18 protein-coding genes, 4 tRNA genes, 2 pseudogenes and 2 CRISPR repeat arrays are annotated in these 24,131 nt (G+C 41.5%); of the genes and pseudogenes, 7 read left to right on the top strand and 17 right to left on the bottom strand.

Annotated elements, in window-relative coordinates; genetic code table 11:
* Window positions 1-151 precede the first annotated feature (151 nt).
* Genes L4F92_RS01090 through L4F92_RS01080 form a run of 3 tightly spaced genes read left to right on the top strand, consistent with a single transcriptional unit; the run spans window position 152 to window position 1,876 of the window.
* Window positions 152-1,255: a transglutaminase-like domain-containing protein gene (locus L4F92_RS01090; protein ID WP_250363899.1), complete on the top strand. Its 1,104-nt coding sequence runs from the start codon at window positions 152-154 to the stop codon at window positions 1,253-1,255.
* The gene (locus L4F92_RS01085) at window positions 1,230-1,607 is read left to right on the top strand and encodes a mercuric transporter MerT family protein (RefSeq protein WP_250363898.1); all 378 of its coding nucleotides are present in this window, start codon (window positions 1,230-1,232) and stop codon (window positions 1,605-1,607) included. Before L4F92_RS01090 ends, L4F92_RS01085 begins: the two co-directional genes overlap by 26 nt.
* Window positions 1,604-1,876, top strand: a complete 273-nt coding sequence (locus L4F92_RS01080; protein WP_250351366.1) for a heavy-metal-associated domain-containing protein — start codon at window positions 1,604-1,606, stop codon at window positions 1,874-1,876. Before L4F92_RS01085 ends, L4F92_RS01080 begins: the two co-directional genes overlap by 4 nt.
* Before the next feature lie 96 nt (window positions 1,877-1,972).
* On the opposite strand, the gene L4F92_RS01075 is transcribed toward L4F92_RS01080, so the two are convergent.
* On the bottom strand, window positions 1,973-3,472 hold the full coding sequence (locus tag L4F92_RS01075) for a helicase HerA-like C-terminal domain-containing protein (protein ID WP_250351365.1): 1,500 nt from the start codon (window positions 3,470-3,472) through the stop codon (window positions 1,973-1,975).
* A gap of 177 nt (window positions 3,473-3,649) precedes the next feature.
* Here L4F92_RS01075 and L4F92_RS01070 point away from each other — a divergent pair, with 177 nt between their 5' ends.
* Genes L4F92_RS01070 through dtd form a run of 3 tightly spaced genes read left to right on the top strand, consistent with a single transcriptional unit; the run spans window position 3,650 to window position 5,420 of the window.
* A complete protein-coding gene (locus L4F92_RS01070; protein ID WP_250363897.1) occupies window positions 3,650-4,147 on the top strand; it encodes a YchJ family protein in 498 nt (165 codons plus the stop codon).
* Window positions 4,123-4,986 carry a virulence factor BrkB family protein gene (locus L4F92_RS01065; protein WP_250363896.1) on the top strand — a complete coding sequence of 288 codons (864 nt, stop codon included), beginning with the start codon at window positions 4,123-4,125 and terminating at the stop codon, window positions 4,984-4,986. Before L4F92_RS01070 ends, L4F92_RS01065 begins: the two co-directional genes overlap by 25 nt.
* Window positions 4,986-5,420, top strand: coding sequence for a D-aminoacyl-tRNA deacylase (dtd, locus tag L4F92_RS01060; RefSeq protein WP_250363895.1), 435 nt, complete (start codon window positions 4,986-4,988; stop codon window positions 5,418-5,420). The genes L4F92_RS01065 and dtd overlap by 1 nt, the downstream gene beginning before the upstream one ends.
* Before the next feature lie 344 nt (window positions 5,421-5,764).
* On the opposite strand, the gene tuf is transcribed toward dtd, so the two are convergent.
* From tuf to L4F92_RS01035, 5 genes are all read right to left on the bottom strand, one after another.
* Complete coding sequence (gene tuf, locus L4F92_RS01055; protein WP_046097610.1) at window positions 5,765-6,949, bottom strand: elongation factor Tu; 1,185 nt, start codon at window positions 6,947-6,949, stop codon at window positions 5,765-5,767.
* A 102-nt stretch (window positions 6,950-7,051) separates the two neighbouring features.
* A tRNA-Thr gene (locus tag L4F92_RS01050) sits at window positions 7,052-7,127 on the bottom strand.
* 4 nt (window positions 7,128-7,131) lie between these two features.
* Window positions 7,132-7,206: transfer RNA gene (locus L4F92_RS01045), tRNA-Gly, on the bottom strand.
* 41 nt (window positions 7,207-7,247) lie between these two features.
* Window positions 7,248-7,332, bottom strand: a tRNA-Tyr gene (locus L4F92_RS01040).
* Between the two features lie 34 nt (window positions 7,333-7,366).
* Window positions 7,367-7,442: transfer RNA gene (locus L4F92_RS01035), tRNA-Thr, on the bottom strand.
* Between the two features lie 215 nt (window positions 7,443-7,657).
* Here L4F92_RS01035 and coaA point away from each other — a divergent pair.
* Complete coding sequence (coaA, locus tag L4F92_RS01030; RefSeq protein ID WP_250351361.1) at window positions 7,658-8,611, top strand: type I pantothenate kinase; 954 nt, start codon at window positions 7,658-7,660, stop codon at window positions 8,609-8,611.
* Window positions 8,612-8,674: 63 nt separating this feature from the next.
* Here coaA and gltS read toward each other — a convergent pair whose 3' ends face one another.
* The 11 genes and pseudogenes from gltS to csy1 all read right to left on the bottom strand — a co-directional run bounded on the left by gltS (window position 8,675) and on the right by csy1 (window position 23,780).
* On the bottom strand, window positions 8,675-9,883 hold the full coding sequence (gene gltS / locus L4F92_RS01025; protein WP_250363894.1) for a sodium/glutamate symporter: 1,209 nt from the start codon (window positions 9,881-9,883) through the stop codon (window positions 8,675-8,677).
* 747 nt (window positions 9,884-10,630) lie between these two features.
* A CRISPR array of direct repeats spans window positions 10,631-11,920; the repeat unit is 28 nt; unit sequence TTTCTAAGCCATCTACGCGATGGATAAC.
* A gap of 180 nt (window positions 11,921-12,100) precedes the next feature.
* Window positions 12,101-12,659, bottom strand: a pseudogene (cas6f, locus tag L4F92_RS11085) (type I-F CRISPR-associated endoribonuclease Cas6/Csy4).
* A 10-nt stretch (window positions 12,660-12,669) separates the two neighbouring features.
* Window positions 12,670-13,683 (bottom strand): type I-Fv CRISPR-associated protein Cas5fv, encoded by a 1,014-nt coding sequence (gene cas5fv / locus L4F92_RS01015; RefSeq protein WP_250363893.1) that lies wholly within the window; start codon window positions 13,681-13,683, stop codon window positions 12,670-12,672.
* Between the two features lie 10 nt (window positions 13,684-13,693).
* Complete coding sequence (gene cas7fv, locus L4F92_RS01010) at window positions 13,694-14,659, bottom strand: type I-Fv CRISPR-associated protein Cas7fv (protein ID WP_250363892.1); 966 nt, start codon at window positions 14,657-14,659, stop codon at window positions 13,694-13,696.
* Between the two features lie 29 nt (window positions 14,660-14,688).
* Window positions 14,689-17,343, bottom strand: coding sequence for a CRISPR-associated helicase Cas3' (gene cas3, locus L4F92_RS01005; RefSeq protein WP_250363891.1), 2,655 nt, complete (start codon window positions 17,341-17,343; stop codon window positions 14,689-14,691).
* Window positions 17,344-17,410: 67 nt separating this feature from the next.
* The gene (gene cas1f, locus L4F92_RS01000) at window positions 17,411-17,797 is read right to left on the bottom strand and encodes a type I-F CRISPR-associated endonuclease Cas1f (protein WP_265748354.1); all 387 of its coding nucleotides are present in this window, start codon (window positions 17,795-17,797) and stop codon (window positions 17,411-17,413) included.
* A gap of 246 nt (window positions 17,798-18,043) precedes the next feature.
* Window positions 18,044-18,280 (bottom strand): annotated as a pseudogene (locus L4F92_RS00995) (helix-turn-helix domain-containing protein); the annotation flags it as partial.
* Between the two features lie 154 nt (window positions 18,281-18,434).
* Window positions 18,435-19,782: direct repeats of the CRISPR family, unit length 28 nt; unit sequence TTTCTAAGCCGCCTGTGCGGCGGATAAC.
* Window positions 19,783-19,930: 148 nt separating this feature from the next.
* Window positions 19,931-20,503 carry a type I-F CRISPR-associated endoribonuclease Cas6/Csy4 gene (gene cas6f / locus L4F92_RS00990; RefSeq protein ID WP_250363890.1) on the bottom strand — a complete coding sequence of 191 codons (573 nt, stop codon included), beginning with the start codon at window positions 20,501-20,503 and terminating at the stop codon, window positions 19,931-19,933.
* A gap of 2 nt (window positions 20,504-20,505) precedes the next feature.
* Entirely contained in the window at window positions 20,506-21,513 is a 1,008-nt protein-coding gene (csy3, locus tag L4F92_RS00985) for a type I-F CRISPR-associated protein Csy3 (RefSeq protein WP_250363889.1), read from the bottom strand.
* Window positions 21,514-21,525: 12 nt separating this feature from the next.
* A complete protein-coding gene (gene csy2, locus L4F92_RS00980; protein ID WP_250363888.1) occupies window positions 21,526-22,425 on the bottom strand; it encodes a type I-F CRISPR-associated protein Csy2 in 900 nt (299 codons plus the stop codon).
* Entirely contained in the window at window positions 22,422-23,780 is a 1,359-nt protein-coding gene (csy1, locus tag L4F92_RS00975; RefSeq protein WP_250363887.1) for a type I-F CRISPR-associated protein Csy1, read from the bottom strand. Before csy1 ends, csy2 begins: the two co-directional genes overlap by 4 nt.
* Window positions 23,781-24,131: the final 351 nt, after the last annotated feature.

Here is a 24,131-nt window from a genome sequence, read left to right as displayed (position 1 = left end):
TTTTCAATTTCTCTTAAGGATTTAAGGAAGGTTAGAAATTTGGCAATTCTTTAACGCAATGCGTTTCCTCTCGCCTAATTCCTATAAGGTAGCCCATTTTTAATCGCGAATGGCATAACCTTGCAATCCCTTTTGTAAACAGGAGTTTTTTATGAAAAAAACGATTTTTACTACCGCACTTTTCGCGGCGGCTACGTTGGCAAATGCCACAACGATGCCAACCCCCAATACCACTACGCATACTTATGAGTTCACCCAAACCTATGCGTTGCAAGTTCCCAAAGGCTCATCAGGCACCACCAATTTATGGGTGCCACTGCCTTTTAGCAACGATTATCAAAAAGTAAAATCCATTACATTTGACGGCAATTATCAACAAGCGTACATCACCGAAAATAATCAATATAGTGCAAGTACCTTATTCGCCAGTTGGGCGCCAGATGCCCAAAAACGTGATTTAACAATTACCTTGGTGGTGGAAACGCAAGATCGTGAACCAAAGAAACAAGGGTTACTGAAAGACTATCAAGCCCCACAAAACATAGAATATGGCGTTGATGTGCAACCTTATTTACAGCCAACAAAACATATTAAAATTGACGGAATCGTAAAAGAATATGCCGATAAAATTGTAGGCAATGAAACCAATCCGCTCAAAAAAGCAGAACGCATTCATCAGTGGATCGTGGCGAATATGGAGCGAGATAATTCGGTGTTAGGCTGCGGTGACGGCGATGTAGAAAAAATCTTAACCACTGGTGTATTAAAAGGAAAATGCACAGATATTAATTCTGTATTTGTTGCCTTAGCCCGTGCTTCTGGCATTCCTGCTCGTGAAGTGTTTGGTATCCGTTTAGGTGAAGCCGTGAAAATGGGGAAATATTCTCAGTCTGCGTTTGGCAGTGCCAAAAATAACATTGCCAATGAAAACGGTGGGCAACATTGCCGTGCAGAATTTTACCTTGCCGGCTTTGGTTGGGTGCCTGTTGATTCAGCCGACGTAGCAAAATATCGCCTAACAGAGAAAAAAGACGTGGCGGATACAAATACCCAAGCCGTTTCAGATTATTTATTTGGAAATTGGGAGGGGAATTGGATGGGCTTTAATCACGCACGGGATTTCACTCTTTACCCAACGCCAGAACTCGCACCAATCAACAATTTTGGCTATCCTTATGCCGAAGTGGGTGGCGATCCATTAAATTCATTTGATGCAAAAGAATTTGGTTATGAATTTATCTCACAACAACGTTAATCCGAAAAACGCTAATACCAAATTTTGGGCGATATGTACCACCGCAGTGAGTGCTGCGGTGGCATCAACACTATGCTGCATTGCTCCGTTATTTTATTTATTCTTCGGCATTTCCAGTACTTGGTTGGTGAGCTTAAATCAGCTTGCCTTTTTACAAATTCCAATGCTTGTGATTTCTCTCTTTGCCTTTGGTTATGGCTTTTGGCTATTGAATTTCTCAGGGAAAATCATTTGTAGCAAATATTTATCACGCCGTATGTTACAAATTTTATATTGGTTAATGGCGCTGATTATTCTCTTTTTCTTAACCTATCCTTATGTTTTACCTTATTTTTTGGATTATTTAGAATGAAAAAAATATTACTTTTTTTAACCGCACTTAGTTTTTCACTATCAAGTCTTGGCGCAGAACGAAAGGTGACATTGCATATTGAAGAAATGAATTGCCAGCTTTGTGTCTATTTAGTCAATAAAGTATTACGTAATATTGATGGCGTACAATCCACCAAAGCGAATTTTAACTCACGCTCAGTGAATGTGGTTGCAGAGGAGAACGTCAGTGATGAAATGCTGATTCAAGCCATTGATAGCTTGCATTATCACGCAGTGGTACAAAAATAAATCCCCTGTTACCATCAACTAAAATAGAAAAATGCAATAAAAAAGGCTTAAAACCTTATCATTGGTTTTAAGCCTTTCGCTATGCAATTTAAAATATTATTTCTTTAACGCGCCTAAAATCCCGCGCATAATTTGCTTGGTGATTTGGTTACGAATGTTGCGTCCTACGGATTTAGCCACGCCACTAACCACTTGTTCCGTCACGCTCAGTTGCTCGCCACGTTTTTTCTTACCAAACAACATTCTGCTTAAGCTGCCCATAAAGCCATTTTCTTCTTCCTCTTGCGCTTGTTCTGCTTGTTTTTGTGCAACAGCGGCAAGATCAGCTTGCTCTTGCAACATTTCAAAAGCCGAAATATTATCCACATAATTATGGTAATAAGGATAAAGATCATCGTCTTTCACCCATTGGCTACGCTGTTCAAGAGAAATCGGTTTAAGCTGGCTTTTCGGTGGATAAATATACGCCACTTCCACGGGGGTTGGCATTCCTTTCTCATCAAGGAAAGACACTAATGCTTGCCCAACACCGAGGGTAGAAATCGTTTCTACCACATTCACATTTGGATTTGTGCGGAAGGTTTCAGCCGCAGATTTAACGGCTTTTTGATCGCGAGGCGTAAAGGCGCGCAAGGCGTGTTGTACACGGTTCCCTAACTGTCCTAGCACGGTATCGGGTAAATCTAATGGATTTTGTGTAACAAAATAAATCCCTACCCCTTTAGAACGAATGAGACGCACCACTTGCTCCACTTTATCCACCAATACGGCTGGCGCGCCATCAAATAATAAATGGGCTTCATCAAAGAACATTACAAATTTCGGTTTCTCTGGATCGCCCACTTCAGGCAATTGCTCAAATAATTCTGCCATCAGCCAAAGTAAAAAGGCGCTGTACATACGAGGGGAGTTAATTAATTTTTCTGAATTCAATACATTAATCACACCACGCCCATCACGGGTTTGTAGCCAATCATCAAGATTTAATGCGGGTTCACCAAAAAGGTTAGTTGCCCCTTCATTCTCTAATGTGAGTAAGGCACGCTGAATTGCCCCTACGCTAGCGGCTGAAACATTGCCATATTCCACTTGGAAGGTTTTTGCATTTTCTGCCACATATTTGAGCATTGCGCGTAAATCTTTTAGATCAATAAGTAACAACCCTTTATCATCTGCCACACGGAATACCAAATTGAGTAAGCCTTCTTGCGTGGCGTTAAGATTGAGTAAACGAGAAAGTAACAATGGTCCCATTTCTGAAATGGTAGTACGCAATGGAATACCTGTTTCACCAAATACGTCCCAGAAAGAAACGGGATAGCCTTGCAAATAGCTTTCCCCACCTAAATGGAATTGCGCAATTCGTTCTGCCACTTTGCCCTGAAATTCCCCCGCTTTAACTAAGCCCGATAAATCGCCTTTGACATCCACCAAAAACACTGGCACACCGTCATCGCTGAATGCTTCTGCCATTTTACGCAAGGTAACCGTTTTTCCCGTTCCAGTTGCGCCCGCGATTAAACCGTGGCGGTTTGCCATTTTAGCGGTTAAACCTAAAACCTCGCCTTGTTCTGTTTGTGCTAATGAATATTGCATATAAGCCTCTAAAATCGATCAAAATGTGGGGGCATAATAAAAAAAAAATAAAGTGCGGTCAAAAATTATCACCAATTTTCTGGATCTGTCGTTTTTATTTTTGGCAAATGAAATCATTAAATTGATGTGGTATGCTTAGGCTAATTTGCTAAATTTTTGAAGAATTATTGTTGAAAAATGAACGAAAAAAGCACCGCACTTTGTCCTTGCCAATCGGGTAACACATATCAAGATTGTTGCCAACCATTACATCAACAGCGCAAAATGGCACAAAATGCCGAGCAACTAATGCGTTCACGTTATGCCGCTTTTGTTCTGCAACAGATTGATTATATTGTGGAAACCACCGTACCAAGCCAGCAAACACTGTTAGATTATGATGCCTTAAAACAATGGGCGGCGCAAACCCAGTGGCTGGGCTTAGAGGTGCTAAAACACGATGCTAAATTAGATAAAACCCATAGTGCGGTGGAATTTAAGGCGAAATTTTTAAGCGCTGAGGGCGAGCAAATTCATCACGAAAAATCTTTATTTGTAAACGTGGGGGAACGCTGGTATTTTGCCGATCCTACTGTTACCCTGCCTGCCATGAAGCAGCCTTGTATTTGCGGTTCAGGGAAGAAGTTTAAACATTGTTGTGGAGTCATGCTATGTCAGTTTTATGGCGAAAACTAAGCCTTTTTCTCAACGTATTTTGGTTGCGTTTCAATCAAAATAAACTCACCCAAGCGGCGGGCTATCTCACTTACAGCACAATGCTGGCACTTGTTCCGCTGATTATGGTGATTTTTTCCATTTTCTCAGCTTTCCCTGTGTTTAATGAAGTAACAGGCGAGCTGAAAGAATTTATTTTTACCAATTTTGCCCCCTCCGCCAGCGATACCGTGGGCGAATATATTGATCAATTTGTCGCTAATTCAAAACAAATGAGCGCCGTGGGGATCATCAGTTTAATCGTGGTCGCGCTGTTGCTAATCAACTCAATTGACCGCACCCTAAACAGCATTTGGCACGATGGCAGTGTGCGTCCAACGGTGTTTTCTTTTGCCATTTACTGGCTAATTTTAACCCTTGGACCGATTATTATCGCCACCAGCATTGGGGTTAGCACCTATGTTACTAGCCTTGCCGGTGATTTTTTGCAGTCGGATCTGAGCTTGCCTTTCGGCTTAAAATTACTCAGCTTTATCCCCTTTATGCTCACTTGGTTTATTTTCACTTTAATTTATAAAATTGTGCCGAATAAATCTGTTAGCATTAAACATTCTGCCGCTGGAGCGTTAGTCGCAGCGGTTTTCTTCACCTTAGGCAAACAGGCCTTTGCGTGGTACATCGCCAATTTCCCCTCTTATCAGCTGATTTATGGCGCAATGGCAACCCTGCCAATTATGTTACTGTGGATTCAGCTCAGCTGGATTGCCATTTTGCTCGGCGCACAACTGGCTGCTGTGCTAGACGATATGCGTTTATTAAAAAATGGTGAGATTGAATTACAACAAATTGAGGAACAATAATGATCGCATTAATTCAACGAGTTGCCCAAGCTAAAGTAGAAGTCAATGGCAACATCACAGGGCAAATTCAGCAAGGTTTGTTAGTGTTGCTTGGCGTGCAAAAAGAAGATGATGAAAGCAAAGCGGATCGTTTATTGGAAAAAGTCCTGAACTACCGCGTTTTCAGCGATGAACAAGGCAAAATGAATTTAAACGTCCAACAAGTAAACGGCGAACTGCTCGTGGTTTCCCAATTCACCCTCGCCGCAGACACTCAAAAAGGCCTACGCCCTAGCTTTTCCAACGGTGCAGCACCACAAAAAGCCGAACAGCTTTACGATTACTTCATACAAAAAAGCCAACAACGTATTGCCACCGCCACCGGCAAATTCGCCGCTGATATGCAAGTGAGTTTAACTAATGATGGACCGGTTACGTTTTGGTTGGAGGTGTAAGGATTACAAACAGAAAATAGATAAAACTAAAGTGCGGTGCTTTTTCGCTAAGTTTTTATTATCTGTTTAATGTATTTTGTGTATCTAACCCAATTCTCTTTATTGAAACACTAAACCAATAGAAGGTAATTCATTGTCAAATTAAAATAGATTTGACGTGAGAGAATAAAATATAGAAAAGAAAAAATCCCTAAAATTTATACCGCACTTTATTTATTCTTTTATAACAAAAGTGCGGGCATTTTTTCCAGATTTTTCATCGCAAAATCCAAGCAAAACAAAAGGGCATCTTTCGATGCCCTCTCTTAACTTTTAGCTTTTCTAGTGTTACCTAGCAATCATCATTATTTGATGATTTTCGCTACAACACCCGCACCTACTGTACGTCCACCTTCACGAATCGCAAAGCGTAAACCTTGGTCCATCGCGATTGGGTGAATTAAGCTTACTGTCATTTTGATGTTATCGCCTGGCATTACCATTTCCACACCTTCCGGTAACTCGATTGTCCCTGTTACGTCAGTTGTACGGAAATAGAATTGTGGACGGTAACCTTTGAAGAATGGAGTGTGACGACCACCTTCTTCTTTTGATAATACGTAAACTTCTGATTCGAAGTCTGTGTGTGGTGTGATTGAACCTGGTTTCGCTAATACTTGACCACGTTCGATTTCTTCACGTTTTGTACCACGTAATAATGCACCGATGTTTTCCCCTGCACGACCTTCGTCAAGTAATTTACGGAACATTTCTACACCAGTTACGGTTGTTTTTGCAGTTTCTTTGATACCAACGATTTCTACTTCATCACCTGTACGGATGATACCACGTTCTACACGACCTGTTACTACGGTACCACGACCTGAGATTGAGAATACATCTTCGATTGGTAATAAGAACGGTTGGTCAATCGCACGCTCTGGCTCTGGGATGTAAGTATCTAAGTGGTTTGCTAACTCAAGGATTTTTTCTTCCCATTGTGCATCACCTTCTAACGCTTTTAACGCTGAACCACGTACGATTGGGGTATCATCACCCGGGAAGTCATATTGAGAAAGAAGTTCACGCACTTCCATTTCAACTAATTCTAATAATTCTTCATCATCTACCATATCGCATTTATTTAAGAATACGATGATGTATGGTACACCTACTTGGCGACCTAATAAGATGTGTTCACGAGTTTGTGGCATTGGACCATCTGTTGCTGCTACTACTAAGATTGCTCCGTCCATTTGCGCTGCACCTGTAATCATATTTTTTACATAGTCCGCGTGTCCCGGGCAGTCAACGTGTGCGTAGTGACGAGTTGGGGTATCGTATTCAACGTGTGAGGTGTTGATGGTGATACCACGCGCTTTTTCTTCTGGCGCGTTATCAATTTGGTCAAATGCGCGTGCCGCACCACCGTAGTGTTTTGCTAATACGGTTGTGATCGCTGCTGTTAAAGTTGTTTTACCATGGTCAACGTGGCCGATTGTACCCACGTTTACGTGCGGTTTTGTACGTTCAAATTTTTCTTTAGACATTAAGAGTCCCTCTAGATAAACACGGTTATCGATGGTTCAAAATACCACATTAACCAATTGAATAAGTCTAAGCTATTAATAAGAGAAAGGTGAAATTAAGGCTGGTGCTGATAGGCGGATTTGAACCGCCGACCTCACCCTTACCAAGGGTGCGCTCTACCAACTGAGCTATATCAGCGCTTTGGAGCGGGCAGCGGGAATCGAACCCGCATCATCAGCTTGGAAGGCTGAGGTAATAGCCATTATACGATGCCCGCAGTCCTAAATTCATCTGTCCCATCAGAATTCATCTAAAAAATGGTGGAGGGAGAAGGATTCGAACCTTCGAAGGCTGAGCCGGCAGATTTACAGTCTGCTCCCTTTGGCCGCTCGGGAATCCCTCCGCACTAAATGAATGAACTTGGCTACGCTTGGTTATGGTGCCGACTACCGGAATCGAACTGGTGACCTACTGATTACAAGTCAGTTGCTCTACCTACTGAGCTAAGTCGGCGTCGTAAGCAAGTGAGGCGTATTATAGGGAAATTTTTATTGCTGACAAGCGTTTTTTTGAAAAAAAATTAATTTTTTTTATTGTTCGGCTATTTCTCACTCAAAATGCACAAAATTTATAAAAAAAGTGCCAATTTATTCTAAATTTTACTAATCAGAAGCCAATTTATAGGGTATATTTCTATTCATCATTCTATAAATTATGAAGACAACATTGTGGCCTTTTCTGATTCAACGTTATTAAATGAGCAATTAACGCCTTTTCTTTCTTTTGATCGCCAGCAATGGGCAGAATTACGCAAATCCGTTCCATTAAAACTGACCGAGCAAGATCTCAAGCCTTTGTTAGGTTTCAATGAGGATCTTTCATTAAATGAAGTAAGTACCATTTATCTGCCTTTGGCACGTTTAATTAATTACTATATTGAAGAAAATTTACGCCGCCAAACCGTATTAAAACGATTTTTAGCTGGGGATACCCCGAAAGTACCTTATATTATTAGCATTGCAGGCAGTGTCGCGGTGGGGAAAAGCACTTCAGCACGCATTTTGCAATCGCTCCTATCAAACTGGCCGCAAGTGCGTAATGTGGATCTTATCACCACCGACGGCTTTCTTTATCCCTTAGAAAAACTTAAAAAAGACAATCTGTTACAAAAGAAAGGCTTTCCTGTTTCTTATGACACCCAACGCCTAATCCATTTTTTGGCAGAAATAAAATCAGGTAAACGCAATGTGAGCGCACCGATTTATTCTCACTTAACTTACGACATTGTACCTGACCAATTTGATTATGTGGATCAACCTGACATTCTTATTTTGGAAGGATTAAATGTGCTACAACGTGGCAATAGCAATACAAATCAAGTTTTTGTTTCTGATTTTGTGGATTTTTCTATTTTTGTTGATGCCGAAGAACACTTATTAAAAGAATGGTACATTCGCCGTTTTCTCAAATTCCGCCAAAGTGCATTTAATAATCCTCATTCTTACTTTAAGCACTATGCCAGCCTTTCCGAACAAGAAGCCATTGCCACCGCGAGTAAAATTTGGGAGGAAATCAACGGCAAAAACCTCCGAGAGAATATTTTACCGACCCGAGAACGGGCTAATTTAATTTTGACCAAAGGCGCCAATCACGCGGTGGAAAAGATTAAATTGAAAAGATAGATATGAAAAATCGTTGTTAAGTTTGATTAACAACGATTTTTTATTATATCAATCGGCTCCTGTTTAATGGAATATCGCGACCACTTCCACAAAAAGCTTCAGTAAACTCGCATTAAGAATATCAATAAAAAATGCCCCCACCATTGGCACAATCAAAAAAGCTTTGTGAGAAGGCCCATAGTGAGACGTTACCGCCTGCATATTCGCAACAGCAGTTGGCGTTGCCCCTAAACCAAAGCCACAATGCCCCGCACTCAGTACCACAGCATCATAATCTTTCCCCATCACTCGGAAAGTAACAAGAATAGCATATAACGCCATTACTGCCACTTGAATAAGCAAGATCACTAAAATTGGCAATGCTAAGCCAACTAATTCCCACAATTTGAGCGACATCAATGCAATGGCTAAAAAAATCGAAAGTCCGACACTTCCCAAAATATCAATGGCCTCTTCCGCCACTTTAAATTTAAACAGATGAGATAAAGAATTACGCACAATCACTCCAGTAAACAAACACCATACAAAAGTTGGAAGTTGAAATGCGGTGCCTTTCGCCAATAAATCTAATTGTTGTCCAATAAACAAACAAATCGATAACATCGTAATTGTTTCAATAATTGAACGCGTATTGACTTTACGGCGATACACGGGTTTTTCAAACGCCTCTTCCACATCATCTAAATTTTCATCTTCAGGAATTTCTTTGCGGTGTAAACGCTTAAGTAAAAAGCTCGCCACCGGCCCGCCGATAACCCCACCAAAAATTAAACCGAAAGTTGCACAAGCCATTGCTAATTCTGTCGCACTTTGAATACCAAAACGTGCTGCCAACGCATCAGCCCAAGCCGCCCCCGTACCGTGTCCTCCGGTTAAGGTCACAGAACTGGCTAACAAGCCATAAGCGGGATCTAAGCCTAATACCATTGCACTGAAAATGCCTACCGTGTTTTGTAATGCAATTAATCCCGCTGCAACAAAAAGGAACATTACTAACGGCATTCCGCCTTTGATTAAGCGAGAAAAATTCGCACTCAAACCGATAGAAGTAAAGAAAGTCAGCATCATTGTACGTTGTAAATCCGTATCAAAACTGAAACTTAATCCCCAGAATTGATGAACGCCTGTTAAAACGATTGCAACTACAAAACCGCCTACAACCGGCTCAGGAATATTATAATGATTCAATAAACGAACACGTTTAACTAAAAAATACCCCAATAGTAAAACTAAACAGGCTAACGCCAATGTTTCATAAGTATCAAAAACCATATCCTTCTCTTTTTATTTCTTTGTCTTCTACTCCTTTAGGAGTAAAGGCATACCCTATGGAAAATCAAAGTGGGTTAATATAGCAAAAAAACCTTTATTAATGTAGGCTCACTGCGTTATTTGCCTGTTTTTCTCATTTCATATTTTTGCCGCAAATTGAATTTTACTCCCTGTGATCGTTCTCACAAATTTTCTTTTTCACCCGCACTTTTCGCAAAAATTCGCGTATATTTTGTACATTGATAACAACCTTCTTAAAGTGGATGTTGAGGATTATCCCAATGATTATCAATGGCAACGGGTACAGCGTTTAGGCAGCAGTCAAAATGCCATTTGATTTGCTTTAGAAAGGTTAGGGATAACACGTAAAAAAAGACGTTAACCCATCCTCAAGCAAGTGCTGAGAAACGTGCCTCTTTTGTTAATAAATTTGAATTATTTGAAAAAATGGAAGAAAGATCATTCAGTTAGATCAAAGTGGTTTCAAAATGCAGGACAATAGACCATATGGCTACACTTAAAGAGTGTCAGCCTTGACTGAGTCACGAAAACTAACAACGTAAACATCAGAGTAATGCCATTGAAGCAGTGCTCAATCAACAGCTTTTTGCTGTAGGCTTTATGATTGTGGTATCAATAATGATGTTTTTCATCACTGGTCAAACAGCGATTGCTTCCGCAACTTCGCGGTACTAAAGTCATTGCGATGGATAACGGGATTTGCGACCAGTCAGGCACGCCTGGGATTTTCTAAGCCATCTATGCGATGGATAACGGATAACGGGCGTGGTGTAGATGGTGGACGTGTTTCTAAGCCATCTATGCGATGGATAACAAAAACCTCTTTTTTATATTTATTTTGATATTTTTCTAAGCCATCTATGCGATGGATAACGTGCGGCAATGCTTGCAAGTCGTAATCAATAATTTCTAAGCCATCTACGCGATGGATAACTCTTCCGCCTCTAACAGCACTTTGTGCATATATTTCTAAGCCATCTACGCGATGGATAACGCTGAAGGTAAGCACAAAGACATTCGCATTCTTTTCTAAGCCATCTACGCGATGGATAACTCGATATTGACTTCTGGGTTTTCAAATACCATTTTCTAAGCCATCTACGCGATGGATAACGCGAATGACTTCAATCAATTTAACAACCCAGCTTTCTAAGCCATCTACGCGATGGATAACTAGAAACCAAAGAACACGTTATCGTGTATCCATTTCTAAGCCATCTACGCGATGGATAACATGATACAAGCAAAAATCACTCGAATTTGTAATTTTCTAAGCCATCTACGCGATGGATAACTAGTGAAGTTACGTGAGGCAGGGGTAAAACGATTTCTAAGCCATCTACGCGATGGATAACGCTCGGTATCTCTTAAAAATCACACCCACAACTTTCTAAGCCATCTACGCGATGGATAACGGGTTTTCTCCACCACTAAGGATAATCGATTATTTCTAAGCCATCTACGCGATGGATAACTACCAAGATTTCGCGCCGCTATCAGAGCCTGTTTTCTAAGCCATCTACGCGATGGATAACAATCTCCCTCGATTGATTGAAGAACGATTAGCTTTCTAAGCCATCTACGCGATGGATAACATGGACGTAAGTGGGAGAAATTCAGTACTTTACTTTCTAAGCCATCTACGCGATGGATAACAATCTACCTCGATTAATCGAAGAACGATTAGCTTTCTAAGCCATCTACGCGATGGATAACAATGGTTTGCAATGCAACCACAAGGCACTGCATTTCTAAGCCATCTACGCGATGGATAACTGGACGGGTACAACCTCGGTCATGGTTCTATGTTTCTAAGCCATCTACGCGATGGATAACGCTTATCAATTATCTGATATCCATCGTGAGGTTTTCTAAGCCATCTACGCGATGGATAACATCTTCTTCAAAACTACGGTCGAAATCATTCGTTTCTAAGCCATCTACGCGATGGATAACCAACGACATTAAAAACCTCATTAAATACAATCTTTCTAAGCCATCTACGCGATGGATAACCTTAATTTTATCTAGAAAATTTAGCTATAACAATGTGTTATAGTAAATTTTGTAATTTACCCCATCGTTTGTTTATTATTTATAACCTATTGTTTTTAATAAAATTATTAAAACGCCTTTAAAAAAGGGTATTTTAATTTTTAAGATCTCACCAAGAGGGTACCGTGCTGCTTTTATGGCTTAATCCATAGGTACTATCCCCCCCTTTACGGGATTATCTGCTCGTGTTTGTAGAATCACAAGCGGATAAGATTGTGCATTGCTCTCGCTTTTCATTCTGATAAAAGGCGGGTGAAGCTCTGCTCTGCGGTAAGTCTTGCAATGCGTCAGTGCCTCTTCATAGCTGATGTGGTGGCGCTTTGCGTGGGCTTTGGCTTGCTGTTCAATTGGGCGGAAGCGGTAACGTTTAACCGTAACTGGCACCGCATAGGCCGGCAGCTGGCTTTTTGATGTGGATATAGTCCGTCAATCTTGCCAGCCATTTTTCTAAATTCAGGGTTGCAAGAGTGGCTTCATCTGGAGCAATGAGACGGATTTTGCTGCCAAGAGTCGCAAAGTATTTATTATTTCTCTGCTCGTATTGATAATGAGGAAAACTTACACCAATAGGATTAGTCTTATGCTGATTATAAAGGTCAGCAAAAGCAATATGCAACTGCTGATACAGTTTTTCCCAAAGAATTCTAATACTGTAATCTTCATTATCTATTAAGGTAATCTCTTGATAAAACTTGGTCATCTTATCTCCTTTAAATAAATCGTATCGCTGACACATATGCCAAGCCTTTTTTTCCTAACGGAAAAGGACTAACACCTGCATTCTCTATCATACTTTTAAGTTCTTGAGCTTTATCTATATCAATATCAAGTTTGATGCTAAGTTGCCCGCTTGCTTTGGTCAGGGAGTATTTAACCTCCCCTTCACCCTTCTTAAATTCACTTCTTATATAGGGATTACCGTAAATAATTTTTTTATTTCCCGTTGTGTATTTCTCCATAAAATCTTTGGTCGTATGACCATTTTTAGAGATACCGCTAATACCGCCCCTTGCTGATTTAGCCGTTGCCATATCATATTTTTTTTCCAGCCGTTCAAGCTGTAAATATAAAGCTGAGCAATATAAAGGAAGAATGAGCAATTTACCTGCAGTATTGACTGACTTATACTCTTCTAGAAATTTCTTTTTTAATATTTCTGCTGCTTGCTGGGGTTTTCCTTCAAAAGGTATTGGCTTTTCTTTCTTAAGTAAATCAAGCCTTCCGATGATATGCACAGGATTAAGCGGTATTTCTGCTTTAACCTGAGTATCATTTAAAATAAATTCACACAACTCTTCTACAGAAAGTGCAAGCACACCCCAAAATGCTTGAGAATAATCCGATTGAAAGATGGGATCATTTGATTTAATCATACCAGTAAAGGCATTTTGATCAGTACTACCCTTGATGTTTCGGATATAGACAACTTCTTGGTTGACTGTTTGTATGTTGTCTTCAAAGCTGATTTTATCTTCAAGACTACGAAAATAATAGCAGCCACTTTGCTTTGCCTGATAAAGTTTTCTTTGATCGCCAATCAGGCGGCATAGCACACCCAAAACGGTATTTTGGGTGATTTCTCGCTGATGATAATTCTCCGCTTTCTTTAACTCAGTCATTGAAGCGATAAAATCTCTGCCTTTTTTCGGTAAAGACTCATCGTTACTGCCATTAAGGAAAGAATTTCGCCAACTGGCTTCATAGTCAATCATAATTTCTAACATAGCAATACTCTTATTTGGTCTCTTTCGCTTCAAAATAAATAGCGTATGCTGATGTAGGCTGTGGATTGATTTCTTCAGGACTGCGCTTGATACGCATCATTTTATTGCTATCGTTGTAATCCACTTCAATTTCATCTACATACATATAGCCCTTAGCTTGGCGGATAGAGAGTTCACGAATCATTTCCAGTATCGTCTCGACTAAGATTGCAATTGCATCTTGATTTAACAGAATACCAACTTCTCCCTCTTGATAAATGGTACCTTGACGGACGTAGTTAGGGTGGAATATGGCTTGAGGGTTGCGATGAGAGTCAGCATTTAGCGTCTTGATAAAATTGGTAATGGCTTGGGCGACTTTCTCTCCCTCAGTTTCTTTAATGACCATGGCACAACGGTCAAATTTTTTATCTAAAGAAATAAATTCCAATTGTTCGATGCTAAGCGATCCATAAGCAATATATTGGGTATCGCCAAAAGTGGTTTTGGAAAAAAACGAAGAACTATCGCGCTCCCCTGCTTGGGCAAATTGCTCAAAATTGCCATTACCCAGCTGATCAATAAAATCTTCAATCAATAGCGGACTGGTACGCTTACATTGGCTTGCGGGTACAACATAACCACGAATTAAGCCTGTAAGAGAAGCCAATAGGGGGAGCAAATCTTTCTCTTTTTCAGAGGCAAAATGTAAGTCATAAGCTTGTTCACGAAAAAGATGGTGGCGGATACAATTCTGGCTGATATAAAGCGGTGTTTCTTTAAAATCGATATCAATCGCTTCTTTTTTGTATTTATATCCCGTTTCATCTTTTATTCTTCCCGTTAGGTTGCTGTAACCGCGCAGTTTAGGTAAGGTATGATTATCTACAGAACACCCTTCGTTGCTCAATGTTGTAGGTCCGTTCCAATTGACAACACCATGCCCATAAGCAGTAATTTTAAAATCAACAGATTTAATGCCTTCAATTTTTTTCATTATCTATCTCCTTATTAATAAATGATATTTTATTTTTCATATGCCGACTTTATATTGTCAATATTCATGATGCCAACAGGCTGCTTCGTGGTTTTGACGTAATAAATTGCTAAACTATGAGGGTCTCCCCCAATAGCCCTTAAATCATCAGGGGTATAACTTAAATAGATAGGGGACTCTGGTGAACGTGCTTGATTGAGTAAGATAAAGTCTTTATAAATTTTTTTACCGCCTTTAATATTGTGATGTTTTTGCTGCATAAAAGCCAATAAGTTCTTACCGCTATCACCATATCCTTCAATACGCTCTCTGCTTTCAGTCAACGACGCGTCAATTGCTGCTTCTACGTTATCTTCTTCATAAGCGTATTCATTGCAAATATGCGGGTTAAGCTGTTCATCAACAAAACACTCTGCCATTTGTACAAAGCGATTATCACCACGCAGTGAATTTTTTGCGATTTTCGGTGCGGTTGGCTGCTTACGTTTTGGTGCAATGCTAATGGGATCTAAAACCTTTTGATTAATAAGCGACACGCTATGTTTTAATAATTTTTCTATATCTTGTTCAATTTCTGATTGTATCTTTTCATTTTGGTAGAAAGAAGCATACAGTGCATAAAGCTCGTTGAGTGAATAGTCTTTTCCCTCATCTAAATTGTTTTTGAGGTAGTTTAGCCAGCAGTAGGCACTACGCCAACTATGTAATTGGTTTAAGAATTTAGCTGTTTGACTGGTTTGTTTACCGTTCTCACTGCTTTTAGGTATCACAGTGATATAGGGATTGGGGGTGTTATTTTTTCCAAAACGATCTAACCGACCAAGGCGTTGCAGCCAATTTTCTGCCGTTGTTATTTCAGTCAGCATTTTATTACAGCTGATATTCAGTGAGGCTTGTACAATAGGACCGCTTCTTAAAGTTTGATATTTTTTAGAACCATTTTCTTTAAAATTTTTAAAGGTCTCATCAAACCAATAAGCTTTATCAGTTTTGCTATATTTTGAATGTAAAAGGATATTATTTTCATCACATTGATGATGAAGAAAGCCGTATTGTGCATCTTTAGCAGTATTGGTAATAACAAAGGTTTCTGTTTCATCCTGTTTTCTACTAATAAGCGGATTTGCTTCATTGGCATCATCATAGCTTTCAAAAAGAATTTGATAACGTGATGGATTAAAACTTGGTATAGATACCATTTTATGCTCAGGAATACCAAGAAATTCTTTGATAAAAAAATAATTTGGAGTCGCAGAAATAAGCAGAGTATCACTGTTTGTTCCAGTCGCTTTTTTGGCTTCTATGAGCTCGGCAAATAGAAGATTAAATGCGGGCAGTGTCATTATTTCATGAAATTCATCAAAAATAATGTGCTGCTTCATAAAGTTAAAGATGGAAGTAATTTTATTATGAGAAATAATATTATTAACAATTTGATCAATGGTTGTAATAACAATATCACCACTAAAGTAACTGTCTTCTGGGGTATCTGGACTGTCGATAATATTGCCGTTACCTGTCAGAATCTTTTTGTACTCGCCAGTAAAGAGCTCAATTTGGGCATTAGGAAGATAATCAGCTTGGGTTAGATCATGGACCAAGCCAAGGCATACTTGTACACGTGGACAAATCCAAATAATTTGTTTTGCATCCGTTTTCAATGCCCACTCCAAGGCAATTTTGGTTTTGCCACAGCCAGCTGGACCTTGTAGCACAGCGATGTTATCTTCTTCGTTAAATAGTGCACGCTTTTTAATTTCTATTAGTTTATTAACAGCTTCACTTTGAGAGAGATTGCGTTGGCTATTTGGAAAACGGCGTTCAAATTGAGTCAAACAACTATGGATATGGTCTTTTAATGTGGTCTCACTTTCGATATCAATTAAAGTGTCTAAGCTATTTTCAGCAATGCATTCGGCAAGTTCTTCTGCGCTTTGTGCTGAAATAATCCGATCTGCACTAATGACCGCAGTTCGGATTAAATTATTATGTGCGTTTATCTTAATATCTTGGCGATATTCTTCTAGCTTATCAGCCAAATCATCATAGCTTTTATAAGGCGGTAAGGATATTTGCTGTAAATCGTAGTTTTTCTGCCAATGGATGGGAAAGTATTGACCGCCAATTGCCTCAATGTCTTTTAATAATTGTAGTGTCTGCTGATAAAGTGCATTGATACCATCTGGCAGATTTTTATTCAGTATTTTTTCAATGCCTCTTGGCTGTTCAAATAATTTTCCTTCTTTGCGAAATGGCCGTGTGTGATGCCAGTAAACGGTATGCATAATTTGATTTTTTTGGCTGTCATTCAATGTTAATGCGTCAGTATTTAAAAGACTTTGGGTTAAAAGCCAAGATATTTCATTATGCCGTGGGTGTTTTTCAAAACTAAATGCACTAAATCCTTTATGACTGGCATCAATATGCTCACCATCTTCAGAAATAATAAACTCATCTCGGCTATCTTCATCTAAAGATTTAATCTTTTCCGTTATCCATCTCTGAAATTTTTGGTCAAGTTTGCCAATATCATGTAACAATCCCGCATAAAAGGCAGCCTCAATCAATTTAGGCTTTTTTAACCCCATCATTTCCACTAGCTTAGCAGCGAGATAGCCTACAGCATAAAGATGGTGGCTGAGTAATTGTCCTTTGGTGTTAGCGTAAGCTTGATTAGCAGACATAGTTATTTTCTCCATAATAACGGGTTGATTGGTGTAATTAACAGGAACAATGCCTAATTCATTAAATTTACGTCTGTTGCCAATAATAAAAAGCAGTTCTGTGGTATGGCTGGTGCGGTTGCGGTGGCAGCCAGCTGATTTCCGTGCCAGCAAAAAGCGGCGTTCCGCCACCGCTGCAAAAGCCGACCAAAACACCAGCCTGAGCCAACACACGCATAGCGGCTTGTGTGATAGAAGTGCCTGTCCCCAGTAAGATAACGGTTGTATTGGCAATGGGAATATTGTAATAGAGATTGGCACGTTCATCTTCAGTGAGATAAAGAACGCGGCCGTCTTTTTGCATCACACGGCAATATTCCAAGTAATACATATTGGCGCGCTTGCTATGCAGAATGGTTTTGAGATCGGAAGCATTGAATCCAGATGCCTGATAGGGGCTTAGTGTATGAGACATAAAGGCTCCTTTTTAATTTTTGACAACCCTATTTTCTGTTAATACTTATTCTTTATACAACATATTTTGCCGTAACTCACGGAGCTGGCGAAGAATACCGACTAAAACCTTTTGATGTCACTTTAGTCTATCAAAGTGCTATTTCCCCCAAAAAACAGATTAAGACTTTCGCCATTCCATATTTAGCATAATTATTTTATGATGTACTGCTTTAACGCTCAAATCATTCTCATCTCCCCCCCGCCGCTACGCTCTCGGGCTTAGGCGGTGTTTCTTTCTAAAATGCTGGCGAAAGGCGGTGGCAGAGTGAAAGCCGATTTTGCTCACAATGTGTTCAATGCCCAAATCCGTGCTTTCTAACAGCTGCCGTCCACGCTGAAGACGCTGGGCAATCAGCCACTCAGTCAAAGACACACCTGTGGCTTGGCGAAAATGGCGGGTAAAGGTGCTTCGGCTCATATTCAGACGCTTTGCCAGTGCGTCAATATAATCATTTCCATAGATGCGTCTGTCTGTTAAATATGGTTGCTTTTACAACGGCTCACCTCCGCTTATTACGAAAGAATAATAATTATGATTTCTAAGCTATCTATGCGATGGATAACAAGTGCGGTGAGATTTAGCCACGTTTTAAACTTTTCTAAGCCATCTATGCGATGGATAACGGTAAACTAAATAAGGTAATCCTCCGCACTTTTTCTAAGCCGCCTGTGCAGCGGATAACGGCGGACGTATTGGTTTTCTGCACCCAGTCACTTTCTAAGCCGCCTATGCGGCGGATAACATTCTGATTTTGCTTGTCAAACCAAAACATACTTTCTAAGCCGCCTATGCGGCGGATAACAGAAGGCATGTTATCGGTCTTCATGAATAAACTTTCTAAGCCGCCTATGCGGCGGATAACATCGTAAAATAAAAAGAATGAATGAGCATAAATTTCTAAGCCGCCTATGCGGCGGATAACGAGCCGATGCTTTTTGTGAGGGATGGGTAATGTTTCTAAGCCGCCTATGCGGCGGATAACGATTCTGCTTGCGGAATACCATTATGCTCAACTTTCTAAGCCGCCTATGCGGCGGATAACTGCTCTTTATCCACCTGAAAAACAAGATTATTGTTTCTAAGCCGCCTATGCGGCGGATAACAAATGGCTTGGCTCTGGTTTGCTTTTAAACGTTTTCTAAGCCGCCTATGCGGCGGATAACCTACACTTCTACGTGAGTTTATATCATTATTATTTCTAAGCCGCCTATGCGGCGGATAACGGGAAAGGCTGAAATGCGATACCATTCTAAAATTTCTAAGCCGCCTGTACGGCGGATAACTTACATTTGTAAAGTTCACGATATGCCACCGTTTTCTAAGCCGCCTGTGCGGCGGATAACTGGATCACCTAGTTGATATGCAAGTGGAAAATTTTCTAAGCCGCCTGTGCGGCGGATAACCGGTTGGTAGTTGCGCCATGTGAATTGTTGGATTTCTAAGCCGCCTGTGCGGCGGATAACCTTTTGATGTGCCGCCGTCAATTTCGGTGTAATTTCTAAGCCGCCTGTGCGGCGGATAACCGTACCGGCGTGGGACCAAATCCCGTACGAGTTTTCTAAGCCGCCTGTGCGGCGGATAACGAAAACGCTTATATGCACAAAATCTTACTTGATTTCTAAGCCGCCTGTGCGGCGGATAACAGCCAAAATTTTGTGATACAAAACCAAATTAATTTCTAAGCCGCCTGTGCGGCGGATAACAAATTAGAAAACTGCTTGCATTAAGTCAATCATTTCTAAGCCGCCTGTGCGGCGGATAACAGGGCTTAGCATATAAGGCTTATCTAACACTTTTTCTAAGCCGCCTGTGCGGCGGATAACTACGCACCATTAATTCCGCACGGCGAATGGCGTTTCTAAGCCGCCTGTGCGGCGGATAACACCTAATTCGGTTTTGGTGATTTTGCCGTGTATTTCTAAGCCGCCTGTGCGGCGGATAACTGCAATTTTTGCCGTGCAAATGCCCTAGCTGCAAAGGTTTGCACCGATTTTATTGTGTTTACCCCATATTTTTCTCCTTATTTTTAACTCATTGTTTTTGTTTGATTTGTTAAATTGCTCGCAAAAAAGGGTCTGCTACCTGAAATGTTCACCAATGCGGTACGGTGCTGCCTTGATGGCTAAGCCCATAGCTGTTGTAGCTGCCATGAACGGCGGCATCAGCTGTTTTTTGCAGAATCACAAGCGGATAAGATTGTGCATTGCTCTCGCTTTTCATTCTGATAAAGGGCGGGTGAAGCTCTGCTCTGCGGTGGGTTTTGCAATGCGTCAGTGCCTCTTCATAGCTGATTTGGTGCCGTTTTGCGTGGGCTTTGGCCTGCTGGTCAATGGGGCGGAAGCGGTAGCGTTTAACTGTAACTGGCACTGCGTGGTTAGGCACGACAGCTGGCTTTTTGATGTGGATATAGTCCGTCAATCTTGCCAGCCATTTTTCTAAATTCAGCGTTGCAAGGGTCGCCTCATCTGGAGCGATGAGGCGGATTTGATTGCCGAGGCTATGCTGCCCCAGTTCATAGCGGGGAAAACTCACCCCGATGCGGTTCACGCTTTCACGGTTCTGCACATCAGCCAAACCAATGTGCAGTTGTTTGTAGAGGGCTTCCCAAAGGGCGTGCAGCGGTATTTCTGCTGAGGGAAGCAGGGTAAGCTCTTGGTAAATCATGGTTACTCCTTACCGCTTTCACCAAAGACGCCGCCACGGATAAGAATCGCGATAACGTAGTGTTGCTCATCTTTTTTGGGGGCTTTGCCTTCTTTTATCCAAGGGTCAAACAGGCTGTAAAAATCTTGTTTGTCTTTTGGCTGGCGGTAGGCGGTTCCCAGTGTGGTAACCGCACCATAGGGTTCGGCGGCAATGGGGAATGCTGCGTTGGGATACCAGTTATCTATGGTGCGGATGGCATTGCCAATTTTTTGCGAATGGATACCTGCTTGGTTTTGTTCACGTCCGACTGTGTAGAGGATTTTGCTTTTGTTTTTGCCCGTGTCTAGCACCAGTTCTTGGCTTGGGAAGACTTCTTGTCCGTTGCCGATGTTGGCTTGGGCTTCAACCTGCAAGAGGGTAAAGGCTTTGCCATTAAATCCTGCTTCTATCCAAGCGGCAAGCTTTGTCAAATCTGGGCTTTCAAAGTCAAAATCATTGAGCGAAATATCACGGGCTTGGTTAAAGGTTAAGGTGTCCTCACCGTTTTTGATGGTTACGGTGATGCTTTCGGCACCGATACGGTTACGCCACAGCCAACGGGCGTTAATCAGGTTGATGGCATAGCGTTTGGCAAGTTCGGCAAAACCTTGTTCTTGTTTGTACTGGGCAACGGTTTCTTCTAATGCTGCCTGAAAGTCTTGGTTGTTGCAGACACTGGGTTTGCCCGTAAAGGGTAAGATTTTGCAGGTAAAGCTGGCAATGAGGGTATCGCAGTCTTCATTTAAGAAGGCGGCATCTACACGCTGCAGGTTGGCTTTTTCAATTTCTGCATCAAGTTTCGCAGGGTTGCTGGCAATCGCATTTTTTAAGCGGTTGCTGATAGTGCCGCGTACGGATTTTTCTCGCACGATAACGGGTTCTTTGAGTGCGTTTTCTTTTTGGCTGTTCGTTTGCCAGAGATAGGCGTCAGAAATATCAATTTTGCGTTCAAAGGCGAGTACGGTAACTTTGCTGTTAATTTTTGCCATGATGTTTTCCTCTTAAGGCTGTTGGACAAGATAAAGATGGTGTTCGGCATCATAGGTTTGATACCAAAAGGCGTGTTGTAAGTCGGCAATACGGTTCGGGAAGACCCATTTGCCAAGACTGTAAATGGTTTCAACGTATTGTGCTGGGTATTCGGGGTTGCGGCTGTTGTTGAGTTTGCCTGCTGCTATCACAGGGCTGATGCCTTGATAGCCAACGGGAATCGGCACAAGCCAGCCACGTCCTGTTTTAATGCTTTCACTGTGCCATGTACCGTCATCATCTGGAATTTGGTGGATAACAGCGGTTTCAATCAGCGCATCAAGGGGCGAGAGCTGTTTTTCTTCGCAAATGGCGGTCAGTTCTTCGTGGGCATTCATCAAAATGAAAGCAGGCAGAAAATCTTTTTTGCATTCATTGATGGTTGGGCTGTAGCTAACAGGGGCTTTGGCATCAATGCCAACCACGCTGCCGCCAGCTATCCGCTGCTGCTGAATTTTTTCAGCGATAAAACGCTTTAAGCCGTCCATCTGCTGCTGTTCAAGGCTGCCGTAAATGCCAATGGCAAGGCTGACGGTAAGATGGCAGCGTCCTGATTCAATAATGGCGGCACTGCTGCCGTCTTTTAAAATCGGATTGCGTGTTTGGTTAAAACTGTAGTTGCTGTAACGGCTTTTTCGGTAACGCTGGATATGGATATCACGGCAGGCAATCAGCGTGCCATCTAACCGCAGATGGGAAAAATCTTGGCTTTGGGCAAGGGTGCGGCTTAAGGCATGTACGGCACCGACAAAGCCGCTGATGGCAGGGAATCCATAGGTGAGCGGACTTGACAAGGTGTTGGCATTCTCAATACGCAAATTTTTAATAATCAGGTAGCCTGCCTGCGGATAATTGGGGTAAATGTGGCTCATTGAAATACTCCTTCACCAAGACGCTGTGAGGCTTTGATGGCATCTTCAATCGCAGTTTTCCAATACAGATATTCTGGTGTACCAAAATCACTGCTTTGGATTTGGCTGTCTTTTTTAAAGATTTCTTTCAGGCTGCTTTGCAGCCAATCGGCAAATTGTTCAGCAACAGCATTTTGCCAGTCCTCTTCTTCACGGTCTTGCTGGTGGTCTTCATCGGGATTGTTTGGGTCAAGCCAGAGGCTTTGCTCGAAATTAAGTTTGCTATCTTCGCTCCAGCCTGCAGGCTGCTGCTGTATGGTGGCTGCGATGGCAAAGGTTTCCATCAGGATTTCGGCAAGCAAATCATCACGCTGTTCACGCAAAGAAACATTGTTGCGTCTGTCTTTGATAATTTCAGCCAGGCTTTTGATTTTATAACGCATTTTATGGCGGTAAGCACGGCTTTTAAATAAGCTGCTGTCGTACTTGGTAAGCTGCACCGTTCCAAATGCCCGTTTTTGAAAAATAGGCGGAATAGACGGCAGAAGATATTGGCGGCCGCCCTGACGGCTGTTAAGCAGGCTGATGTTTTGTGGCTTGGTGCCGCCAAGCTGGGTTGCGGCAAGATCCAGCAGTTCTTGATAAGGTACTTGCGGTTTGTCTGGGTGTTTGTAGCGGTTTTCGCGTGCGGTTTTTTGCTCATCGCTATAACGGCGGTGATTAATGTTGAGATAGACCTCATGGGTTAATTTGGAAGGGTGCAGCGGTACCAGTGTGCAATATTCGTTTTCATCGGGGTTGATTGCCCAGAGTATTTGCTTGTTGCGTTCGTGGGTACTTGGCGCATCGGGCTGGGCGGTTAAGTAGTAGTAAAATACTTGCTGATAGTGTTCAGAACGTGCGGAATCTGTACCAAAACAGCCGTGAAGTGCAGGCAGTTGGGCAAGAATCACATCACGCATCAGGTATGACCCGCTGACAGGCTGCTCAAAAAACGCAGCTAACGGCAGTGCGGCGGCATTACCGCTGGCATCAAGCTGTGTACTGTCTATGCTGTGCGTGCCGATATAGCCGTGTGCTGGGCTGCTGCTAAAGATAATGTTGTCGCCTTTGGCATCGCTGTGAATGCCTTTAGAGGTGTGGGTGCCAAAATTTAACTGCCCCGCCATTTTTTCAGCTGCCTGAAACCAATGGTCAGCTTGGTATTTTTCTTGAATCGGACGCAGGGCTTCACGGGCTTCGGCAATGGCGATGGGATCATTTTCTTGCTCGGCTTTGACAAGCTGTTTTTGTTCTTTTTCGCTTTTCTTGTGGTATTGGGCAGTTAAAAAGGTGTTGATTGCCTCTTTAATCTGCTCGGCGGTAATGGTGTTCATAGAGGACCTCGTTTTTAATCTGCTTGATGGTGTGCATCCTAACCCAAAGAAATTTTCTTTTTAATCCATTGTTTTTTTATTTTTTAAATACTTTTATGTTATAATAGAAACCCATTGTATAGATGGCTTAGTAAATTGTATTTTTGTTTTTCATTTAGCCACCGCATAGGTGGTTTTTTTCATAAGTTGCTTAAGTCTAGAGTTTGATCAATAGCTTAAGCACCGCTTTTGTTCTTATAGATTGGTTCAAATAACCTTTTTAAACCATTGTATTTCGCTATCTGGCTTTTTGAACAAAGCACGGCAAAGCAGTTTTTTAGCTGTTCTTTTGATGGCTTATTGAGTATCCAT

Origin of the sequence: Avibacterium sp. 21-595 (assembly GCF_023611905.1) — a bacterium.
GTDB lineage: Bacteria > Pseudomonadota > Gammaproteobacteria > Enterobacterales > Pasteurellaceae > Avibacterium.
Note: the sequence above shows the minus strand (reverse complement) of the source record. Positions and strands in the feature narration are given on the sequence as shown.

Bases quoted from the DNA above. Each gene is read 5' to 3' on its own strand.
- L4F92_RS01090 (WP_250363899.1), top strand. From the start codon at position 152: ATGAAAAAAACGATTTTTACTACCGCACTTTTCGCGGCGGCTACGTTG.
- L4F92_RS01085 (WP_250363898.1), top strand. From the start codon at position 1,230: ATGAATTTATCTCACAACAACGTTAATCCGAAAAACGCTAATACCAAA.
- L4F92_RS01080 (WP_250351366.1), top strand. From the start codon at position 1,604: ATGAAAAAAATATTACTTTTTTTAACCGCACTTAGTTTTTCACTATCA.
- L4F92_RS01075 (WP_250351365.1), bottom strand. From the start codon at position 3,472: ATGCAATATTCATTAGCACAAACAGAACAAGGCGAGGTTTTAGGTTTA.
- L4F92_RS01070 (WP_250363897.1), top strand. From the start codon at position 3,650: ATGAACGAAAAAAGCACCGCACTTTGTCCTTGCCAATCGGGTAACACA.
- L4F92_RS01065 (WP_250363896.1), top strand. From the start codon at position 4,123: ATGTCAGTTTTATGGCGAAAACTAAGCCTTTTTCTCAACGTATTTTGG.
- dtd (WP_250363895.1), top strand. From the start codon at position 4,986: ATGATCGCATTAATTCAACGAGTTGCCCAAGCTAAAGTAGAAGTCAAT.
- tuf (WP_046097610.1), bottom strand. From the start codon at position 6,949: ATGTCTAAAGAAAAATTTGAACGTACAAAACCGCACGTAAACGTGGGT.
- gltS (WP_250363894.1), bottom strand. From the start codon at position 9,883: ATGGTTTTTGATACTTATGAAACATTGGCGTTAGCCTGTTTAGTTTTA.
- cas5fv (WP_250363893.1), bottom strand. From the start codon at position 13,683: ATGTTAGAAATTATGATTGACTATGAAGCCAGTTGGCGAAATTCTTTC.
- cas7fv (WP_250363892.1), bottom strand. From the start codon at position 14,659: ATGAAAAAAATTGAAGGCATTAAATCTGTTGATTTTAAAATTACTGCT.
- cas3 (WP_250363891.1), bottom strand. From the start codon at position 17,343: ATGTCTGCTAATCAAGCTTACGCTAACACCAAAGGACAATTACTCAGC.
- cas1f (WP_265748354.1), bottom strand. From the start codon at position 17,797: ATGTCTCATACACTAAGCCCCTATCAGGCATCTGGATTCAATGCTTCC.
- cas6f (WP_250363890.1), bottom strand. From the start codon at position 20,503: ATGATTTACCAAGAGCTTACCCTGCTTCCCTCAGCAGAAATACCGCTG.
- csy3 (WP_250363889.1), bottom strand. From the start codon at position 21,513: ATGGCAAAAATTAACAGCAAAGTTACCGTACTCGCCTTTGAACGCAAA.
- csy2 (WP_250363888.1), bottom strand. From the start codon at position 22,425: ATGAGCCACATTTACCCCAATTATCCGCAGGCAGGCTACCTGATTATT.
- csy1 (WP_250363887.1), bottom strand. From the start codon at position 23,780: ATGAACACCATTACCGCCGAGCAGATTAAAGAGGCAATCAACACCTTT.